Source organism: Microbacterium sp. MTN4-26 (assembly GCF_042846595.1).
Lineage (GTDB): Bacteria > Actinomycetota > Actinomycetes > Actinomycetales > Microbacteriaceae > Microbacterium > Microbacterium luteum.
Window position 1 is genome coordinate 37,409 of record NZ_BTGO01000014.1, and the last position, 15,197, is coordinate 52,605.

16 protein-coding genes and 1 tRNA gene are annotated in these 15,197 nt (G+C 70.0%); 4 read left to right on the plus strand and 13 right to left on the minus strand.

Features of this window, described 5'->3' with window-relative positions:
• The first annotated feature begins 1 nt into the window (after position 1).
• Together ACGG9C_RS12570 and ACGG9C_RS12575 are read left to right on the plus strand one after the other, a co-directional pair.
• On the plus strand, positions 2–496 hold the full coding sequence (locus ACGG9C_RS12570) for a MarR family winged helix-turn-helix transcriptional regulator (protein ID WP_194384737.1): 495 nt from the start codon (positions 2–4) through the stop codon (positions 494–496).
• Between the two features lie 103 nt (positions 497–599).
• Positions 600–1,625, plus strand: a complete 1,026-nt coding sequence (locus tag ACGG9C_RS12575) for an NADP-dependent oxidoreductase (RefSeq protein ID WP_194384736.1) — start codon at positions 600–602, stop codon at positions 1,623–1,625.
• A gap of 6 nt (positions 1,626–1,631) precedes the next feature.
• Here the strand turns inward: ACGG9C_RS12575 and ACGG9C_RS12580 are convergent, their stop codons facing one another.
• Entirely contained in the window at positions 1,632–2,528 is an 897-nt protein-coding gene (locus ACGG9C_RS12580; RefSeq protein ID WP_194384735.1) for a LysR family transcriptional regulator ArgP, read from the minus strand.
• Between the two features lie 68 nt (positions 2,529–2,596).
• Here ACGG9C_RS12580 and ACGG9C_RS12585 point away from each other — a divergent pair, with 68 nt between their 5' ends.
• The gene (locus ACGG9C_RS12585) at positions 2,597–3,241 is read left to right on the plus strand and encodes a LysE/ArgO family amino acid transporter (RefSeq protein ID WP_228480947.1); all 645 of its coding nucleotides are present in this window, start codon (positions 2,597–2,599) and stop codon (positions 3,239–3,241) included.
• Positions 3,242–3,301: 60 nt separating this feature from the next.
• Positions 3,302–3,577, plus strand: coding sequence for an acylphosphatase (locus ACGG9C_RS12590; protein ID WP_194384734.1), 276 nt, complete (start codon positions 3,302–3,304; stop codon positions 3,575–3,577).
• A 19-nt stretch (positions 3,578–3,596) separates the two neighbouring features.
• Here the strand turns inward: ACGG9C_RS12590 and ACGG9C_RS12595 are convergent, their stop codons facing one another.
• From ACGG9C_RS12595 to gabT, 12 genes are all read right to left on the minus strand, one after another.
• Positions 3,597–5,015: an amidase gene (locus tag ACGG9C_RS12595; protein ID WP_194384733.1), complete on the minus strand. Its 1,419-nt coding sequence runs from the start codon at positions 5,013–5,015 to the stop codon at positions 3,597–3,599.
• Between the two features lie 70 nt (positions 5,016–5,085).
• Positions 5,086–5,775, minus strand: coding sequence for a 50S ribosomal protein L1 (gene rplA, locus ACGG9C_RS12600; RefSeq protein WP_071043778.1), 690 nt, complete (start codon positions 5,773–5,775; stop codon positions 5,086–5,088).
• Between the two features lie 14 nt (positions 5,776–5,789).
• The gene (gene rplK, locus ACGG9C_RS12605) at positions 5,790–6,221 is read right to left on the minus strand and encodes a 50S ribosomal protein L11 (RefSeq protein ID WP_071043779.1); all 432 of its coding nucleotides are present in this window, start codon (positions 6,219–6,221) and stop codon (positions 5,790–5,792) included.
• 105 nt (positions 6,222–6,326) lie between these two features.
• Complete coding sequence (gene nusG / locus ACGG9C_RS12610; RefSeq protein ID WP_071043780.1) at positions 6,327–7,394, minus strand: transcription termination/antitermination protein NusG; 1,068 nt, start codon at positions 7,392–7,394, stop codon at positions 6,327–6,329.
• A 63-nt stretch (positions 7,395–7,457) separates the two neighbouring features.
• A complete protein-coding gene (gene secE / locus ACGG9C_RS12615; protein WP_194384732.1) occupies positions 7,458–7,727 on the minus strand; it encodes a preprotein translocase subunit SecE in 270 nt (89 codons plus the stop codon).
• A gap of 45 nt (positions 7,728–7,772) precedes the next feature.
• Positions 7,773–7,845 (minus strand) — tRNA-Trp (locus ACGG9C_RS12620).
• A gap of 177 nt (positions 7,846–8,022) precedes the next feature.
• Positions 8,023–8,460 carry a pyridoxamine 5'-phosphate oxidase family protein gene (locus ACGG9C_RS12625; protein WP_194384731.1) on the minus strand — a complete coding sequence of 146 codons (438 nt, stop codon included), beginning with the start codon at positions 8,458–8,460 and terminating at the stop codon, positions 8,023–8,025.
• A 48-nt stretch (positions 8,461–8,508) separates the two neighbouring features.
• Entirely contained in the window at positions 8,509–9,870 is a 1,362-nt protein-coding gene (locus ACGG9C_RS12630) for an NAD-dependent succinate-semialdehyde dehydrogenase (RefSeq protein ID WP_194384730.1), read from the minus strand.
• A 22-nt stretch (positions 9,871–9,892) separates the two neighbouring features.
• Positions 9,893–11,452, minus strand: a complete 1,560-nt coding sequence (locus tag ACGG9C_RS12635; RefSeq protein WP_194384729.1) for an APC family permease — start codon at positions 11,450–11,452, stop codon at positions 9,893–9,895.
• Positions 11,449–12,345, minus strand: coding sequence for a universal stress protein (locus ACGG9C_RS12640; protein ID WP_194384728.1), 897 nt, complete (start codon positions 12,343–12,345; stop codon positions 11,449–11,451). The genes ACGG9C_RS12635 and ACGG9C_RS12640 overlap by 4 nt, the downstream gene beginning before the upstream one ends.
• On the minus strand, positions 12,342–13,700 hold the full coding sequence (locus tag ACGG9C_RS12645) for an NAD(P)/FAD-dependent oxidoreductase (RefSeq protein ID WP_194384727.1): 1,359 nt from the start codon (positions 13,698–13,700) through the stop codon (positions 12,342–12,344). Before ACGG9C_RS12645 ends, ACGG9C_RS12640 begins: the two co-directional genes overlap by 4 nt.
• A 69-nt stretch (positions 13,701–13,769) precedes the next feature.
• On the minus strand, positions 13,770–15,182 hold the full coding sequence (gabT, locus tag ACGG9C_RS12650) for a 4-aminobutyrate--2-oxoglutarate transaminase (protein ID WP_194384726.1): 1,413 nt from the start codon (positions 15,180–15,182) through the stop codon (positions 13,770–13,772).
• Positions 15,183–15,197: the final 15 nt, after the last annotated feature.

The window sequence follows — 15,197 nt, forward strand, 5'->3', positions numbered from 1 at the left end:
GATGAGCGGATCGGAACCGGGACCCGGGGCGGCGGCGCACGACGTCGCGACCAGCGACGCCCACGTCGCCGCCACGCGCGCTCTCGAGGCGGAGTTCGGGCAGCTGATCGCGCAATTCCGCGTTCTGCTCGCCGAACAGGCCGCGCGTGTGAGCCCCGGCATGCTCCCGGGCGCCTACAAGACCTTCACGACGATCACCCGCATGGCCCCGGTCTCCAGCTCCGCGCTGGGCGAGGCGCTCTTAGCCGACAAGGCCCAGGTCAGCAGGACGGTGCGCGACCTCGAACGACGGGGCCTCATCCACCGCTCGCCCGATCCGGAGGACGGCAGGGTGAGCCTGCTCGCCCCGACCGAGGAGGGGTTACGCCGGCTCGAGACCGCTCGCGACCCGCAGCGCAATTCGCTCATGCGCCGCATGTCGACCTGGGACGTCGATGACATCCACACCCTCACCCGCCTCCTCCGCGCCCTGCGCGAGGACGCCGACACTCCTTAGCGGCACGGTGACCGCGTCGTAACACGGTCGAGACAATCTCGCGGTTGACTGTTCCCACAGGCAACACGAGTGCCGATGTCGGCACGCAGGGAGGGGGCGACCGATGAAGTTCCGGCCGCTGCGACCGATATCCGTGGCGCGCGAGATCGCGCTGCCGGATCCGCCCGAGACGATGCGAGCCGTCGTCTTCGACGAGACGGGAGATCCGGATGTGCTCCACACGGCCACTCTCCCCGTACCGGCTCCCGTCATCAGCGAACTGCTCGTGCGGGTGGTCGCCGCCGGCGTGAACCCCATCGACGCGAAGACGCGCGCGGGACGCGGCGTATCGGGCGCGATCACCGCCCTGCCGAGCACGCTCGGCTTCGACTTCAGCGGCGTCGTGATGAACGCGCCGTATGAGGCGCATCCCTTCCCGCCGGGAACCGAGGTGTACGGGATGGTGCCCTTCCCCCGATCGGGGGGCACCTACGCCGAGTACGCGGTGGTGCCGACGCTGTCGGTGGCCCGCAAGCCCAGCACGCTCTCGCACGTGGAGGCGGCCGGCGTGCCGCTCGCGGCCCTCACCGCGTGGGGCCTGGTCGTCGAGACCGCGCATGCCCACGAGGGTCAACGGGTGCTGATCCACGCCGGCAGCGGCGGGGTGGGTCACTTCGCGGTGCAGTTCGCGGCGTATTTCGGCGCGCACGTGACCGCCACCGCCTCGGGCCCCAACGCCACGTGGCTGCGCGAGCTCGGGGCCTCGGTGGTGATCGACTACTCCTCCACCCGCTTCGACGAGGTCGTCGGCGACATGGATGTCGTCATCGACCTCGTGGGCAACGCCGATGGCAGCACCGGCACCCGGTCGCTGTCGGTGCTGCGGCCCGGCGGCCTGTACATCATGGTGCCCACCGGCTCCTGGCCCGGCTACGCGGAGGCCGCCGCCGAGGCGGGCGTCCGCGCGACCTCGTACAAGGTGCTGCCTGACGGCAACGCCCTGGCGACGATCGCACGCCTCCTCGAGTCGGGTGCGATCCAGGTGTACATCGACCGCGTCTACAGCCTCGACGAGGCCGCCACCGCCCATCGCGAACTGGAGCGCGGCCACACCCGCGGAAAGAGCGTGCTGCGCATCGGCGACGACTGACGCTCGTCACGCACGGCGCAGCGCGTGCGTCGCCTCCGCCGAGACCTCGTCGGCGATCCGGTCGAGCACGTGCGAGCGCAGGTTCCACTGCTGCCAGTGCAACGGCACATCCAGCGGCGGACCGTCGAGCACGACGAGCCGGCCCGCGCGCACCAGGGGAAGCGCCTGCGCCTCCGGCAGCATGCCCCAGCCGAGTCCGAGCGCGATGGCCGTGGCGAAGTCGGCCGAGGCGGGCACGAGATGGGTCGGCACGGCCGCCGGGTCGACCCCGGCCGCGCGCAGCCATCGGTTCTGCAACTCGTCCCGTCGGTCGTAGTTCACCACCGGCGCGGCCGTGAAGCCGGCCTTGCCGGCCTTCCCCTCCCCCAACCAGGCGTCGGCGAACCCCGGCGCGGCGACGGGAAGATACCGCAGCGCGCCGAGCGGATGCGCACGGCACCCGGCCACCGCGACGGCAGACGAGGTGACGGCCGCCATGACGCTGCCGCGCTCGAGGAGGGTCGCGGTGTGGTCCTGATCGTCTCGGTGCAGGTCGAACACGACGGGGAGCTGATCCGCCACGCGTGCGAGGGGCGCGAGGAACCACGTCGACAGCGAGTCCGCATTGACCGCGATCGGCACACTCACGCGGGTATCGGCCGCCGCCACGCCGAGCTCGACGGCCGCCTCGTGCTGCACCAGGGACAGCTGCCGGGCGAGACGCACGACCACCCCGCCGGCGTCCGTTACGCGCGGCGGCTTCGCCCGCACGAGCAGCACCCGTCCGACCAGCTCCTCGAGGGCCTTGACCCGCTGGCTCACCGCCGAGGGCGTGACGCGCAGACGCCTCGCTGCGGCATCCATGCTGCCTTCGTCGACGATCGCCGCCAGCGTCTCGGCTCCCTCGAGAGGAATCTGCACCATAAGCTCCGCTCATGTTTGGTAAGAATCATTCGCTGTACTTCCTGTCACGCCGAGCATAGCGTCGAGTCGTGATCGACTCCTTCCTCGCTGGGATCGCCCTCGGGCTGTCGCTCATCATCGCCATCGGCGCGCAGAACCTGTTCGTGCTGCGCCAGGGGCTGAAGCGTCAGCACGTGCTTCTGGTCGCGACGATCTGCACGCTGTCGGATGCGGTGCTCATCGCCGTGGGGGTGTCGGGCATCGGAGCGCTCCTGAATGCTCTCCCGGGTCTCATCGGCGTGGTCCGGTGGGTGGGAGCGGCTTTTCTCGTCGGCTACGGGCTGCTCGCCCTGCGGCGGGCGTTCCGCCCCGCCTCGGACGGACTCGCGGCCGTCGGCACGGCATCCACCCCGACCCCCGGAGCGAGTACCACGGCCACCGCGACCCGCACGCGGACCATCGTCCTCACGGTGCTCGCGCTCACCTGGCTCAACCCGCACGTCTACCTCGACACCGTCTTCCTCCTCGGGTCCATCGCCACCACGCACGGCGACCAGCGCTGGGTCTTCGCCGCCGGCGCCATGCTCGGCAGCGCGATCTGGTTCTCCGCACTCGCCTTCGGAGCGAGGCTCCTCAGTCGCTGGCTGGCACGCCCGCGCGTTTGGCGCGTGCTCGACACGGCGTTCGCGGTCATCATGATCGCGCTGGGGATCAGCCTCGTGCTGCCCCACTGACTCCGCCGCATCCCGTCTCCGACCCTGGCGCGGCGCGCGTGCTCAGGGCAGGATGAGCGGATGAAGCGTGTGCACGTCATCGTCAGCGGCGACGTACAGGGGGTGGGATACCGCTACACCGCGCGCGGCGTCGCCGAGCGGATCGGCGTCGCCGGGTGGATCCGCAACCGCCCCGACGGAACGGTCGAGGCCGAGATCGAGGGCAGCGAGGAACAGGTCACCTCGATGCTGGCCTGGATGGATCAGGGGCCGCCGGGCTCCCACGTACGCGAACGGGTCGTGTCGGATGCGCCACTCGAGGGCGCCGGGGGATTCCAGGTGCGACGGACCGGGTGAGGCCCTCTATCGCTCCCCGTCAACGTGGTGTGACGGGCGTCTGCACGCCGCACGCCGCTTCGATGTCGCGAGCCGCCGCGAACGCGACATGGTCTGCGCCGGCACCCGAGATCGCCTGCACGCCGGTCGGCAACCCATCGGCGGCCCGTCCCGTCGGCACCGCGATCGCCGGGAGCGCGAGGTAATTGACGGCGACGCTCAAGCGGTACCGCCGCCACCAAGATCCCGCGGTCTCGGCGTCGGCGAGGTCGGCGTCCGCGAGCGGCGGCCGGGTCTCGGAGACGGCGCCGATGAGCACGGGATGCTCGCGCACGAAATCCTGCCAGGCGGCGGCGACCACCGCGCGCCGCGCCCAGACGGCGGCGTATTCCTCGACCGTGTCCAGGTGGGTCTGCGCGCCTCCCGCGAGTTCCAGGAATCGCCCCGCACCGCGCCCGAGGGGCGGATCCCACCGGCTCGGCTCATAGGCGTTCTGCATCTCGGTCGTCGAGAGCAGACGCCACCCGGTCACCGCTTCGTCGAGACGCGGCGGATGCACCTCGACGAGTTCCCAGCCGGCTCGTCCCAGCGACTCCGCCGCCGCATCCAGGGCCGCCGCGTTCTCGTCGCTCTCGCCGTCGCCGAACGGGTCGCGGATGATCGCCGCGCGGCGCGGTCCGTCGTATCCCCGCGGGTGCGGCCGCGTGACCGCGAACGGATCACGCCCGTCGGCGCCGTGTACGATCCCGAACACCAGGTCGGTGTCGCCGACGTGCCGCGTGAGGATCCCGGCGGTGGAGAACTGTTGGATGGACAGCGGCACCGGTTCGGTCCGGTGCGCTGTCGAGGAGGCGAGCCGACCGCCGGTCGGGCGGAAGCCCGTGACCCCGACGGCGTTCGCCGGCACGCGCAGCGAACCGCCGTAGTCGTTGCCGAGGCCCACGGCGACCATGCCCGTGGCCACCGCCACCGCGTCTCCCCCGCTCGACCCGCCGGGTGAGTGCGCGGCGGACCACGGGTTGCGGGTGCGGCCGAACAGGTCGTTCTCCGTCTCCCAGCGCATGCCGAAGTCGGGCATGTTCCCGCGACCGAGCGGGATGGCGCCGGCCGCGAGCATCCGCGCCACGACGGTCGCGTCGTCCGCCGGCACGGCCGCGCGAGCCCCGCGCCATCCGTGCGTGGTCGCCGACCAGGTGAGGTCGATGTTCTCCTTCACCGAGAACGGCACGCCCGCGAGCGGCCCCGGGTCCTCCCCGCGAGCGAGGCGCGCGTCGATACGACGAGCTCGATCGCGCGCGCGGTCGTCGAACACCGTGGTCAGAGCTCCGACCAGCGGGTTCTCCTCGTGGATGCGCGCCAGGTGCGCCGCCACGATCTCGCTCGCGGAGACCACGCTCGCGCGCACCGCGTCCGCGATCTCGGCGGCGGATGCACGCCACAGCTCGGGGGGCGGGGTCATGTCGTCATTCTCCCAGAACGACGGAACGGGCCCCTCCGGAAGGAGGGACCCGTTCTGGTCAGCCGGTGGCTCAGATGGCGTTGACGTCCAGCGGGATGCCGGGGCCGAACGTGGTCGACACGGCGCCCTTCTGGATGTAGCGGCCCTTCGAGCTCGACGGCTTCAGGCGCACGATCTCCTCGAGGGCGACCTTGATGTTCTCGTCGAGCTGGTCGGCCGAGAACGAGGCCTTGCCGACGATGAAGTGCACGTTGGCGTGCTTGTCGACGCGGAACTCGATCTTTCCGCCCTTGATCTCCTCGACGGCCTTGGCCGGGTTCGGCGTCACCGTGCCGGTCTTGGGGTTCGGCATGAGGCCGCGGGGTCCGAGGACCTTTCCGAGACGACCGACCTGGCCCATCAGCTCCGGGGTGGCGACGGCCGCGTCGAAATCGGTCCAACCGCCGGCGACCTTCTCGATGAGCTCGGTGCTGCCGACCTCGTCGGCGCCCGCGGCGATCGCGGCCTCGGCGGCCGGACCGTTCGCGAAGACGATGACGCGCGCGGTCTTACCGGTGCCGTGGGGCAGGATGACGGTGCCGCGCACCATCTGGTCGGCCTTGCGGGGGTCGACGGCGAGCTTGAGCGCGACCTCGACGGTCGAGTCGAACTTCGCCGAGCCGGTCTCCTTCGCCAGGGCGACGGCCTCGGCAGGCGTGTAGAACTTGCCGTCCTCGATCTTCGAGGCTGCGGCTGCGTAGGACTTGGACTTGGTAGCCATTCTCGTTACTCCCCTCAGTCCTCAACCGTGATGCCCATGGAACGGGCGGTGCCGGCGATGATCTTCGAGGCGGCCTCGATGTCGTTCGCGTTGAGGTCGGGCTGCTTGGCCTGGGCGATCTCGCGCACCTGGTCCTTGGTGATCTTGCCCACCTTGACGGTGTGGGGCGTGGCCGAGGCCTTCTGCACGCCGGCGGCCTTCTTGATCAGCTCGGCGGCCGGAGGGGTCTTGAGGACGAACGTGAAGCTGCGGTCCTCGTAGACGGTGATCTCCACCGGGATGACGTTGCCGCGCTGCGACTCGGTCGCGGCGTTGTACGCCTTGCAGAACTCCATGATGTTGACGCCATGCTGACCGAGCGCGGGGCCGATCGGCGGCGCCGGGTTGGCGGCACCGGCGTTGATCTGGAGCTTGATCAGGCCGGTCACCTTCTTCTTCGGTGCCATTTCCTTTTCCTTTCATCGAACCGGATGCGGCTTGCGCATCCTGCTCTCCCGCAGACCCGACGGTTCCGGGCAGCGGTATCCCGCGGACGGGAAGTCTTGTGGGTGTCAGACCATCTTCGTGACCTGGTCGAACGACAGCTCGACCGGGGTCTCGCGCTCGAAGAGCGAGACGAGCACGGTGAGCTTGCCGCTCTCGGGCTTGATCTCGCTGATCGAACCGGGGAGACCCGCGAACGAGCCCTCCTTGATCGTGATGGTCTCGCCGACCTCGAAGTCGACCTCGGCCTGAACGGTACGCGCCTGCGTCGGCGACCCCTTCGCGGCGGAGCCCTTCGCGGGCGTGGTCTCCTTGACCTCGACGAGCGACTTCAGCATGTTGAAGGCCTCTTCGAAGCGCAGCGGCGTCGGGTTGTGGGCGTTGCCGACGAAGCCGGTGACGCCCGGCGTGTGGCGCACGACCGACCAGGTGTCCTCGTTGAGCTCCATGCGCACGAGCACGTAGCCGGGGATCCGGACGCGCGTGACCATCTTGCGCTGCCCGTTCTTGATCTCGACGACGTCCTCCATGGGGACCTCGATCTGGTAGATGTCCTCTTCGACCTCGAGCGTCGACTTGCGCTGCTCGATGTTGGCCTTCACCTTGCGCTCGAAGCCGGCGTAGGAGTGGATGACGTACCACTTGCCCTCGAGCGAGCGGAGCTCGGCGCGGAAGGCCTCGTAGGGGTCCTCCTCGACCTCGTCGACGATCGCCTCGGCGGCGGCGACATCGGCCACCAGCTCGGGGTCGACGGCGGGCTCGTCCTCGTCACCGTTCACGTCGGGACCGTCGTAGGGGGCGACCTCGTCGGCGGCCTCGGCCTCGCGCTCGGTCTCCTCCTCGGCGAGCGAGTCGGTGAGCACCTCGGCGGCGGCCTCGGCCTCGTCGGTGCGGTCGATGTTCAGAGCGTCGTTCACGATGGCGTCTGCTTCCGGGTCGGTGGTGTCCACATCGTCCAGCGAGGTGTCGGTGTCGTCGTCGGCTGACTCGTCGACGACGTGGATGGCGACGTGCTCCGCCGACGTGCTGGCCTGCTCCTCGCGCGCGAGCTCGTTGCCCTCCTGGGCCTCGTCGTCCTCGGAGGACTGCTCCGCGGCGGTCGCCCAGTCGGCGTCGTCGACATATCTTTCAGACAATTGCTTCTCTTCCGTGTCGGTGGGCGCACCAGGCGCACACCACCCGCTGTTCGACCGGTGGGATCAGGCGCCGTCGGGAACGCCGAAGACGACCTGCGTCGTCCAGGCGAAGAGCACGTCGAGACCGTAGACGATCGCCATCATGACGACGACGAAGCCCAGCACGACCGCCGTGTACTTCACCAGCTCCTTGCGCGTCGGCGTGACGACCTTGCGCAGTTCGGCGAAGACCTGACGGATGAACAGGGCGATGCGCGCGAAGACGTTCGGCTTCTTCTCGCGCGGCCCGTCGCTCGACGCGACGATCTCGCCCTTCGGTTCGTCCTGGACCATCAACCCACCTGTTGTATCTTCCGTGTGTCAGCTTGCGCTGACGCGCAGGGCGGACAGGAATCGAACCTGCAACCTGCGGTTTTGGAGACCGCTGCTCTGCCAATTGAGCTACCGCCCTAGAGACTCTCGCGAGCCCCGAGGTTCCACACTCCTCGCCCGCTTCCGATCGAGAGGATGCGACCCGCACGGCGGGCACGGCGAAAGAATGCAGAAAAGTCCTGCTCTCCCCAGTGTACGGCATGCCCACACGACCGGCGAACCCGGCCTCACCCGCGCGGATGGCGCCGCACCCGCCTCAGCCCGGCTGCACGGCGTCGCGATCGGGCTCTTCCCCGCGCGCGAACGCGCGGCCGGTGAGCTCCGCGGGAACGACGCGCACGTAGTTGTACTTCACCGTCGGTATCCACGGCTTGAGCGGGAGCCGATCCGCCGCCTCGACCTCGTCGAGCGCATCCAGCCGACGGGCGTGACCGCGCACGACCACGCTCCACGCACGGTCGTCGGTCCAGTGGTCGACTTCGAAGAGCACGTGGTCGTTGACCGTGAGCTCCAGCAGCTTGCTGCCCTCAGCGGTGCGGAACACCAGCGAGCGTCCGTCCAGGACGTAGTTGACGGGGAAGATGTCGAGGACGTCGCCGACATGGGTGACCAGACGACCCAGCTGGTGGGATGTCAGATGCTCCCAGCACTCGTGCTCGTCGAGGATCGTGACCGCGTCGCCGAACTCGTTCATGACCCCATCCTGCCCCCGGCGCACGGCGCGCGCCAGGGGGCCAGCGCGTCAGGCGATGCGGATGAGCTTCTTGTTCACGAACTCGTCTGCCGCCAGCAGACCGAGCTCGCGCGACGTGCCCGAACGCTTGATGCCGCCGAACGGGAGCTCCGGCGAATCGGCGAGCACCAGGTTGACGTAGACCATGCCGGCGTCGATGCGATCGGCCACCCGTTCGGCCTGCTCCGCGTCGGTGGTGAACACGTACGAGCCCAGACCGAAAGCCGTGTCGTTGGCGATCCGCACGGCGTCGTCCTCATCGGCCGCACGATAGACGACGCCCGCTGGGCCGAACAGCTCCTCGCCATAGACGTCCATGTCGCTGGTCACGTCGGTGAGCACCGTGGGCGCGATGTAGGCGCCCTCCCGCGTGCCGCCCGTCGTGAGCGTCGCACCCTGCGCCACGGCGCGGTCGATCTGCTCCTGCAGACGATCCGCCGCCGCCGACGACGACAGTGGGCCGAGCACCGTGTCCGCCGCGAACGGGTCTCCCATCACGGTCGCCGCCATCGCCGCGGTGAACTTCGCCACGAACGCGTCGTAGAGCTCGTCCACGACGATGAACCGCTTCGCCCCGTTGCACGCCTGACCGTTGTTGTCGATGCGCGCGTCGACGGCGGCGCTGACGGTCGCATCGAGGTCGTCGGTGGAGAGCAGGATGAAGGGGTCGGATCCGCCGAGCTCGAGAGCGACCTTCTTGAGGTGACGGCCCGCGACCTCGGCGACCGCCGACCCGGCCCGCTCGGAACCCGTCACCGACACGCCCTGCACGCGGGGGTCGCCGATGACGACCGCTGCCTGCTCGTTCGTGGCGTAGAGGTTCACGTAGGCGCCGTCCGGAAGTCCGGCGTCGATGTAGATGGCCTCGAGCGCGGCCGACGATTCCGGGCACTGCGGAGCGTGCTTGAGAAGGATGGTGTTGCCCACCGCGAGATTCGGGGCGGCGAACCTCGCCACCTGGTATGCCGGGAAATTCCACGGCATGATGCCCAGCAGAACACCGATCGGCGCCCGGCGGATCACCGCCGTCCCCTCACCGAGGATGTCGATCGGGGTGTCGCCGGTGATCTGGTCGATGTGGTCGGCGTAGTACTCGATGATGTCGGCGGCGAAGTCCACCTCCCCCTCGGCTGCAGCCAGCGGCTTGCCCATCTCGCGCACGATGATCGCGGCGAGCTCGTCGCGGCGCTCCCGGTGGAGCTCCGCGATGCGCCGGATCACCGCAGCGCGCTCCGAGGGCGGGGTGACGCGCCACGACCGGGCGGCCGCGTGGGCGCGGCCCACCGCTGCGTCGAGGTCGGCGTCGCCGATGGTCGGATACGTGGCGAGGGTCTCCCCGGTGGCGGGGTTGACCACGGCGTAGTCGCTCATGTGATTCCTTTCGTTCGGCCGGTCAGCGCCGGCGGCGCCGGAGGCTCTCGGGGGCCGCCATCGAGAGGGTGCGACCGCGGAAGAAGTCGGGGCGTTTGACGGCCTGCCACACCATGATCACCACACCGACGACGATGATCACCATCCCCAGCACGAAGACGAGGCCCAGTCCGCCGACCGACGAGCCGCTGCCGTAGTCGGGATCCATCGAGTCCACCAGGGTGGTGACGAACAGCACGGCGAGGATGATGCCGCCCACGAGCGGGAAGACCAGGGTGAAGACGGCGCTGCGCACCGAGTCGAACCACTGGTGCCGGAAGTACCACACGCACGCGAAGGCCGTGATGCCGTAGTAGAAGCAGATCATCATGCCGAGCGTCGTGATCGTGTCCCACAGCACGTTCTCGCTCACGAACCTCATCACCGCGTAGAACGCCGACGCGACGAACGCCGAGACGAGGGTCGCGAATCCGGGAGTGAAGAACCGCGGGCTGACCTGCGCGAAGCGGCGCGGGAGGGCGCCGTAGTGCCCCATCGCGAGCAGGGTGCGCGCCGGACCCACGAACGTCGACTGCAGCGACGAGGCCGAGCTGGTGAGCACCGCGAGCGAGACGAGGAACGCGAGGGGGCCGAGGATCGGCCCGGCGAGCGCGAAGAAGACGTTGTCCTGGATGTCGGGGTTGCCGAGGCCGAACTCGCCCTCCCCCGTGCCCGCGTACATCAGCAGCGCCACCGAGATGAGCAGGTAGAGGATGACGATCGTCACCACCGTGAGGGTCGCCGCGCGCCCCGGCGTCTTGTCGGGGTCCTTCGTCTCCTCGTTCATGGTGAGGGTCACATCCCACCCCCAGAAGATGAAGATCGACAGCGACAGCCCCGCCGCGAAGGCGCTGAACGACGACACCGCGAACGGGTTGAACCACGACAGGTCGAACGGGGTCGCCTCGAACGCCGATCCGTTGGAGAACTCCACCAGCGCGGCACTGGCGAACAGCACCAGCACGAGCACCTGGAAGCCCACGAGCACGTACTGCAGCTTCTGCGTCGTCTGCATGTCGCGATAGGACACGAAGGTCGCCCCCGCCATGAACAGCAGGCACACGATCACGTTGATGACGGGGTTCGCGGCGAGGTCGGCGATCTCGGGCGCCCCGCTCAGCTGCGCGATGAGCAGGAACAGGAAGTCCACGGCGATGCCGGCGAGATTGGACAGCACGAGGATCGTCGCGGCCACCAATCCCCATCCGGCCATCCAGCCCACCCACGGGCCGAAGGCGCGCGCCGCCCAGGTGAAGGAGGTTCCCGAGTCGGGCATCTCCCGGTTCAGCTCCCGGTACCCGAAGGCGACCAGGAGCATCGGGATGAACCCGACGAGGATGATCGCCGGCACCTGCACGCCCACCTCCGACACGGTCGGCCCGAGGGCCGCGGTGAGGGTGTAGGCGGGAGCGATGCAGGAGATGCCGATGACGACCGCACCGATGAGGCCGACGGTGCCGGCGGAGAGTCCCTTGCGGGAGATGCCGCCGGCGTCGTCGCCGGCGGCGGGGGCGAGGGGCGCGGCGCCACCGGATACGCTCATCGCCGCCCTCCTTCCTGGGTCGGGGCGGTGCGCGTGCGCGGCACCACGATCATGGGGACGGGCAGTTCGTGCAGCATCTTCGCCGCAGTCGAACCGAGGAACAGCCGTCGGGGCTGGGCGAGGCGGCTGGAACCGACGAGGGCGACTTCACCCGGGGTCCACTCCAGCGCGGCGACGGCGTCTTCGATGGACTCGCCCTGCCCGACCACGACGTCGGCCCGCACATCTGCGGGCAGGTCTGCGCGAGCGGCGACGAGCACTTCGTCGGCGTGCGCGGCTCCCGCGATCCGGATGACACCGGTGTCGACGGTGGGCGGCAGGTCGACGGTGACCAGCGAGAGCAGGCGCAGCGGAGCGCCGCTCGCACGTGCCAGGTCGATGGCTGCCCCCATGAGCACGTCGGCGCCGGGTCGCATGCCGATCGCGGCGGTGACCCGGTCGAGGGGACGTGTCGCGTCGAGGTCGCGGACGCCTCGGGGCGCCAGCGCGACCGGAACGTCGGACGAGTGCAGCAGCTCGGTGGCCACCGACCCGAGCCGGTGACGCCCGCGCAAACCGCCGCGGCCGGCGCCGATGACGATGTGCGACGCGCCGAGGTCGTGGGCGGCGGCGATGAGGCCCGACGCGAACGACTCGTCGTCGCGCACGTGCGTGCGCACCTGGACACCGTCGGGTGCACGGTCGGCCGCCTCCCGCAGCCACGCCTGCGCCTGCTCGTGCAGGTATCGCTCGTATCCGGGGTTGGTCGGGGTGATGACGCTGCGTCCCTCTGCCGGGAGCACGACGACGATCTCGAGCACGGCGCCGGTGGCACGGGCCAGGCGCGCGCCGAGCGCGACGGCGTCGGCCCCGGTGTCGGTCGCGGTGTACCCGACGACGACGTGCGCGGTCATGACCGGTCCTCGGCGACGATGTCGGCGGCGACGAGGCGGCCCATTCGGATGGCACCGTCGACGTGCTGGAAGCCCGCACCGGCGATGTCGCTGCAGGCGAATCGGATCGGCCCGACCGGGGTGCGAAGGTCCGCGCCGTAGCGCTCGAGCCCGCCGAGGTCGAAGCTGGCGGCGTAGGCGCCGCGCGTCCACTCCTCGCTGCCCCAGTCGCTCTCGTAGTACACGACCGGGTTCTTCGCCTCGGGCCCGTAGTAGTGCGACAGAGACTCCAGGATGCGCTCCTTGCGCTCCGCATCCGACAGCCGGAAGAGGTCGTCGGCAGTGCGGTCGGAGACGAATCCGACGAGCGTGCCGCGCGGATCGCCGTGGTTGGTGTTGTCGTAGGCCTCGTGGGCGAGCTCGTACGGACTGAACGCGGTGCCGGACAGGCCCTGGTCACGCCAGAACGGCCGGTCGTATACGGCGTGCACCTTGATGACGAACCCCATCGACAGGTGCTGGTGCATCTGATGCTGCAGACGCGGCAGCGGCGGGACGAACGTGATCCGGTCGTACAGCACCGGCGCGAGCGCGAGCACCGCGTGCCTCGCCTTCACCGTCACGCCCTCGGCGCTCGCCGTCACGGTGTCGCCGGCCCATTCGAGCGCGCTCACGGGGGCGCCCAGGATGACGTCGTCCCCCAGCCGCTCGGCCAGCAGCAGCGGAACCTGCTGCAGTCCGCCGACGACGCGCTTGTCGAGGATGAAGTCCGCGTCGACCAGATTCGAGTACGACCCGGCCGACGCGGCCATCAGGAGCGACTGCAGCAGCGAGAAGGTGTGGGTGGGCTTCGTCAGCATCGCCGAGCCCGTCGCGAAGGCGAGGTTGCGCACCGCCTCGTCGTCGTCCGTCTGCTCGCGGAGCCACGCGTCCCAGGAAATGCGGTCCCATTCGGCCGCCCTCTCGTGCGCCCAGGGCCGATCGGGATCGATCTCGGCGACCATCGCATCCAGGCGCTCGGTGAGCTCGGCGATGACGCGCTCGGTCTCCGCCGACACCGGGAACATTTCTCCGGTGAAGCGGCGGGCGACCCCGTCCGGGCCGACGTAGACGCTGTCGCCCTCGCGATATCGGGAGAACGTCGACAGCCCGAGCTCGGCGATGGTCTCGATGAGCGCATCCTGATCGGGCGAGACCCATTGACCGCCGATCTCGAGCATCGCGCCGTCGATCTCATCCGTCCACAGCCGTCCGCCGACGCGATCGCGGGCCTCCAGGACGGCCACCGAGAGACCGGCCTTCTTCAGTTCGTGCGCAGCCGTCAGACCCGCCGCACCGGCACCGACGACCACCACATCGCGGGTGAGTTCGCGCATCGTGCTCCTTCGCATGGGGATGTCGTGATCGCCGGCCCCGCGTCCCCTTCCGCGGGCCGGCGAGAGTCGTCAGTCGGCGTCGGGTCTCGGTGCGTCGTCGTCGCTCAGTCGCGGCGCCGTGCCCGACTCGGCGGCGTCGATCTCGCGCGCGAGCACGTCCATCGCCTCGTGCAGCAGGTCGTCGCCGATCGACAGGGGCGGAAGGAATCGCAGCACGTTGCCGTACGTGCCGCACGTGAGGACGATCACGCCCTCGGCGATGCAGGCCTTCGCGACCGCGGTCGTCAGGGCCGCGTCGGGCGCGCCGGTCGCCGGGTCGACGAACTCCGCCGCGACCATCGCGCCACGTCCGCGGACCTCGCCCAGGCGCGCATCGCCCGCCTGGATAGCGGCGAGGCGATCGCGCAGGATCCCGCCGATCTCGTCGGCACGATGCGCGAGGGCGTCGTGCTCGAAGCTCTCGATCGCGGCGAGGGCCGCCGCGCAGGCGATCGGATTCCCGCCGTAGGTTCCGCCGAGGCCGCCGAGGTGCGAGGCGTCCATGATCTCGGCGCGGCCGGTGACAGCCGCCAGCGGCAGTCCCCCGGCGATTCCCTTGGCGGTCGTGACGAGGTCGGGGACGATGCCGAACAGATCGCTCGCGAACATCGCACCGGTGCGGGCGAAGCCGGTCTGCACCTCGTCGGCGATGAAGACGACGCCGTTCGCGCGGCACCAGTCGACGAGGGCGGGCAGGAAGCCGTCGGCGGGAACGATGAATCCGCCCTCGCCCTGGATGGGCTCGATGACCACCGCCGCGAGGTTCTCCGCGCCGACCTGCTTCTCGATCTGCGAGATGGCGCGGGCGGCGGCTTCCGGCCCCGACAGTCCGTCGCGATACGGATAGGACACCGGCGCGCGGTAGACCTCGCCGGCGAACGGACCGAAGCCGCTCTTGTAGGGCATCGCCTTCGCCGTGAGGGCCATGGTGAGGTTCGTACGGCCGTGGTAGGCGTGATCGAACGCCACCACGGCGGGGCGACCGGTGTGCTTGCGCGCGATCTTCACCGCGTTCTCGACGGCCTCCGCGCCCGAGTTGAACAGGGCGCTCTTCTTCTCGTGGTCGCCGGGGGTGAGCCGGTTGAGGGCCTCCGCCACCGCGACGTAGGACTCGTAGGGCGAGATCATGAAGCACGTGTGCGTGAACTGCGCCACCTGCTGCTGCACCGCGGCCACGACGGCCGGATGGGCGTTTCCCACGGTGGTCACGGCGATGCCGGATCCGAGGTCGATGAGCGAGTTGCCGTCGGCATCCACGACGACGCCGCCGCCGGCGGCGACCGCTTCGACGGGCACCGTGTGACCGACACCGGCACTCACGGCGGCCGCCTTGCGGTGCAGCAGCGCCCGCGACGCCGGACCCGGGATCGCGGTCACGAGACGGCGCTCTTGAGGAAGGGTGGGTCCGCCGACGGGCACGGTCTCGAGGGCAGTGGTGCTCATGGGGGCGAGCGTAGG

Bases quoted from the DNA above. Each gene is read 5' to 3' on its own strand.
- ACGG9C_RS12570 (WP_194384737.1), top strand. From the start codon at position 2: ATGAGCGGATCGGAACCGGGACCCGGGGCGGCGGCGCACGACGTCGCG.
- ACGG9C_RS12575 (WP_194384736.1), top strand. From the start codon at position 600: ATGAAGTTCCGGCCGCTGCGACCGATATCCGTGGCGCGCGAGATCGCG.
- ACGG9C_RS12580 (WP_194384735.1), bottom strand. From the start codon at position 2,528: ATGGTGCAGATTCCTCTCGAGGGAGCCGAGACGCTGGCGGCGATCGTC.
- ACGG9C_RS12590 (WP_194384734.1), top strand. From the start codon at position 3,302: ATGAAGCGTGTGCACGTCATCGTCAGCGGCGACGTACAGGGGGTGGGA.
- ACGG9C_RS12595 (WP_194384733.1), bottom strand. From the start codon at position 5,015: ATGACCCCGCCCCCCGAGCTGTGGCGTGCATCCGCCGCCGAGATCGCG.
- rplA (WP_071043778.1), bottom strand. From the start codon at position 5,775: ATGGCTACCAAGTCCAAGTCCTACGCAGCCGCAGCCTCGAAGATCGAG.
- rplK (WP_071043779.1), bottom strand. From the start codon at position 6,221: ATGGCACCGAAGAAGAAGGTGACCGGCCTGATCAAGCTCCAGATCAAC.
- secE (WP_194384732.1), bottom strand. From the start codon at position 7,727: ATGGTCCAGGACGAACCGAAGGGCGAGATCGTCGCGTCGAGCGACGGG.
- ACGG9C_RS12625 (WP_194384731.1), bottom strand. From the start codon at position 8,460: ATGAACGAGTTCGGCGACGCGGTCACGATCCTCGACGAGCACGAGTGC.
- ACGG9C_RS12630 (WP_194384730.1), bottom strand. From the start codon at position 9,870: ATGAGCGACTACGCCGTGGTCAACCCCGCCACCGGGGAGACCCTCGCC.
- ACGG9C_RS12635 (WP_194384729.1), bottom strand. From the start codon at position 11,452: ATGAGCGTATCCGGTGGCGCCGCGCCCCTCGCCCCCGCCGCCGGCGAC.
- ACGG9C_RS12640 (WP_194384728.1), bottom strand. From the start codon at position 12,345: ATGACCGCGCACGTCGTCGTCGGGTACACCGCGACCGACACCGGGGCC.
- ACGG9C_RS12645 (WP_194384727.1), bottom strand. From the start codon at position 13,700: ATGCGCGAACTCACCCGCGATGTGGTGGTCGTCGGTGCCGGTGCGGCG.
- gabT (WP_194384726.1), bottom strand. From the start codon at position 15,182: ATGAGCACCACTGCCCTCGAGACCGTGCCCGTCGGCGGACCCACCCTT.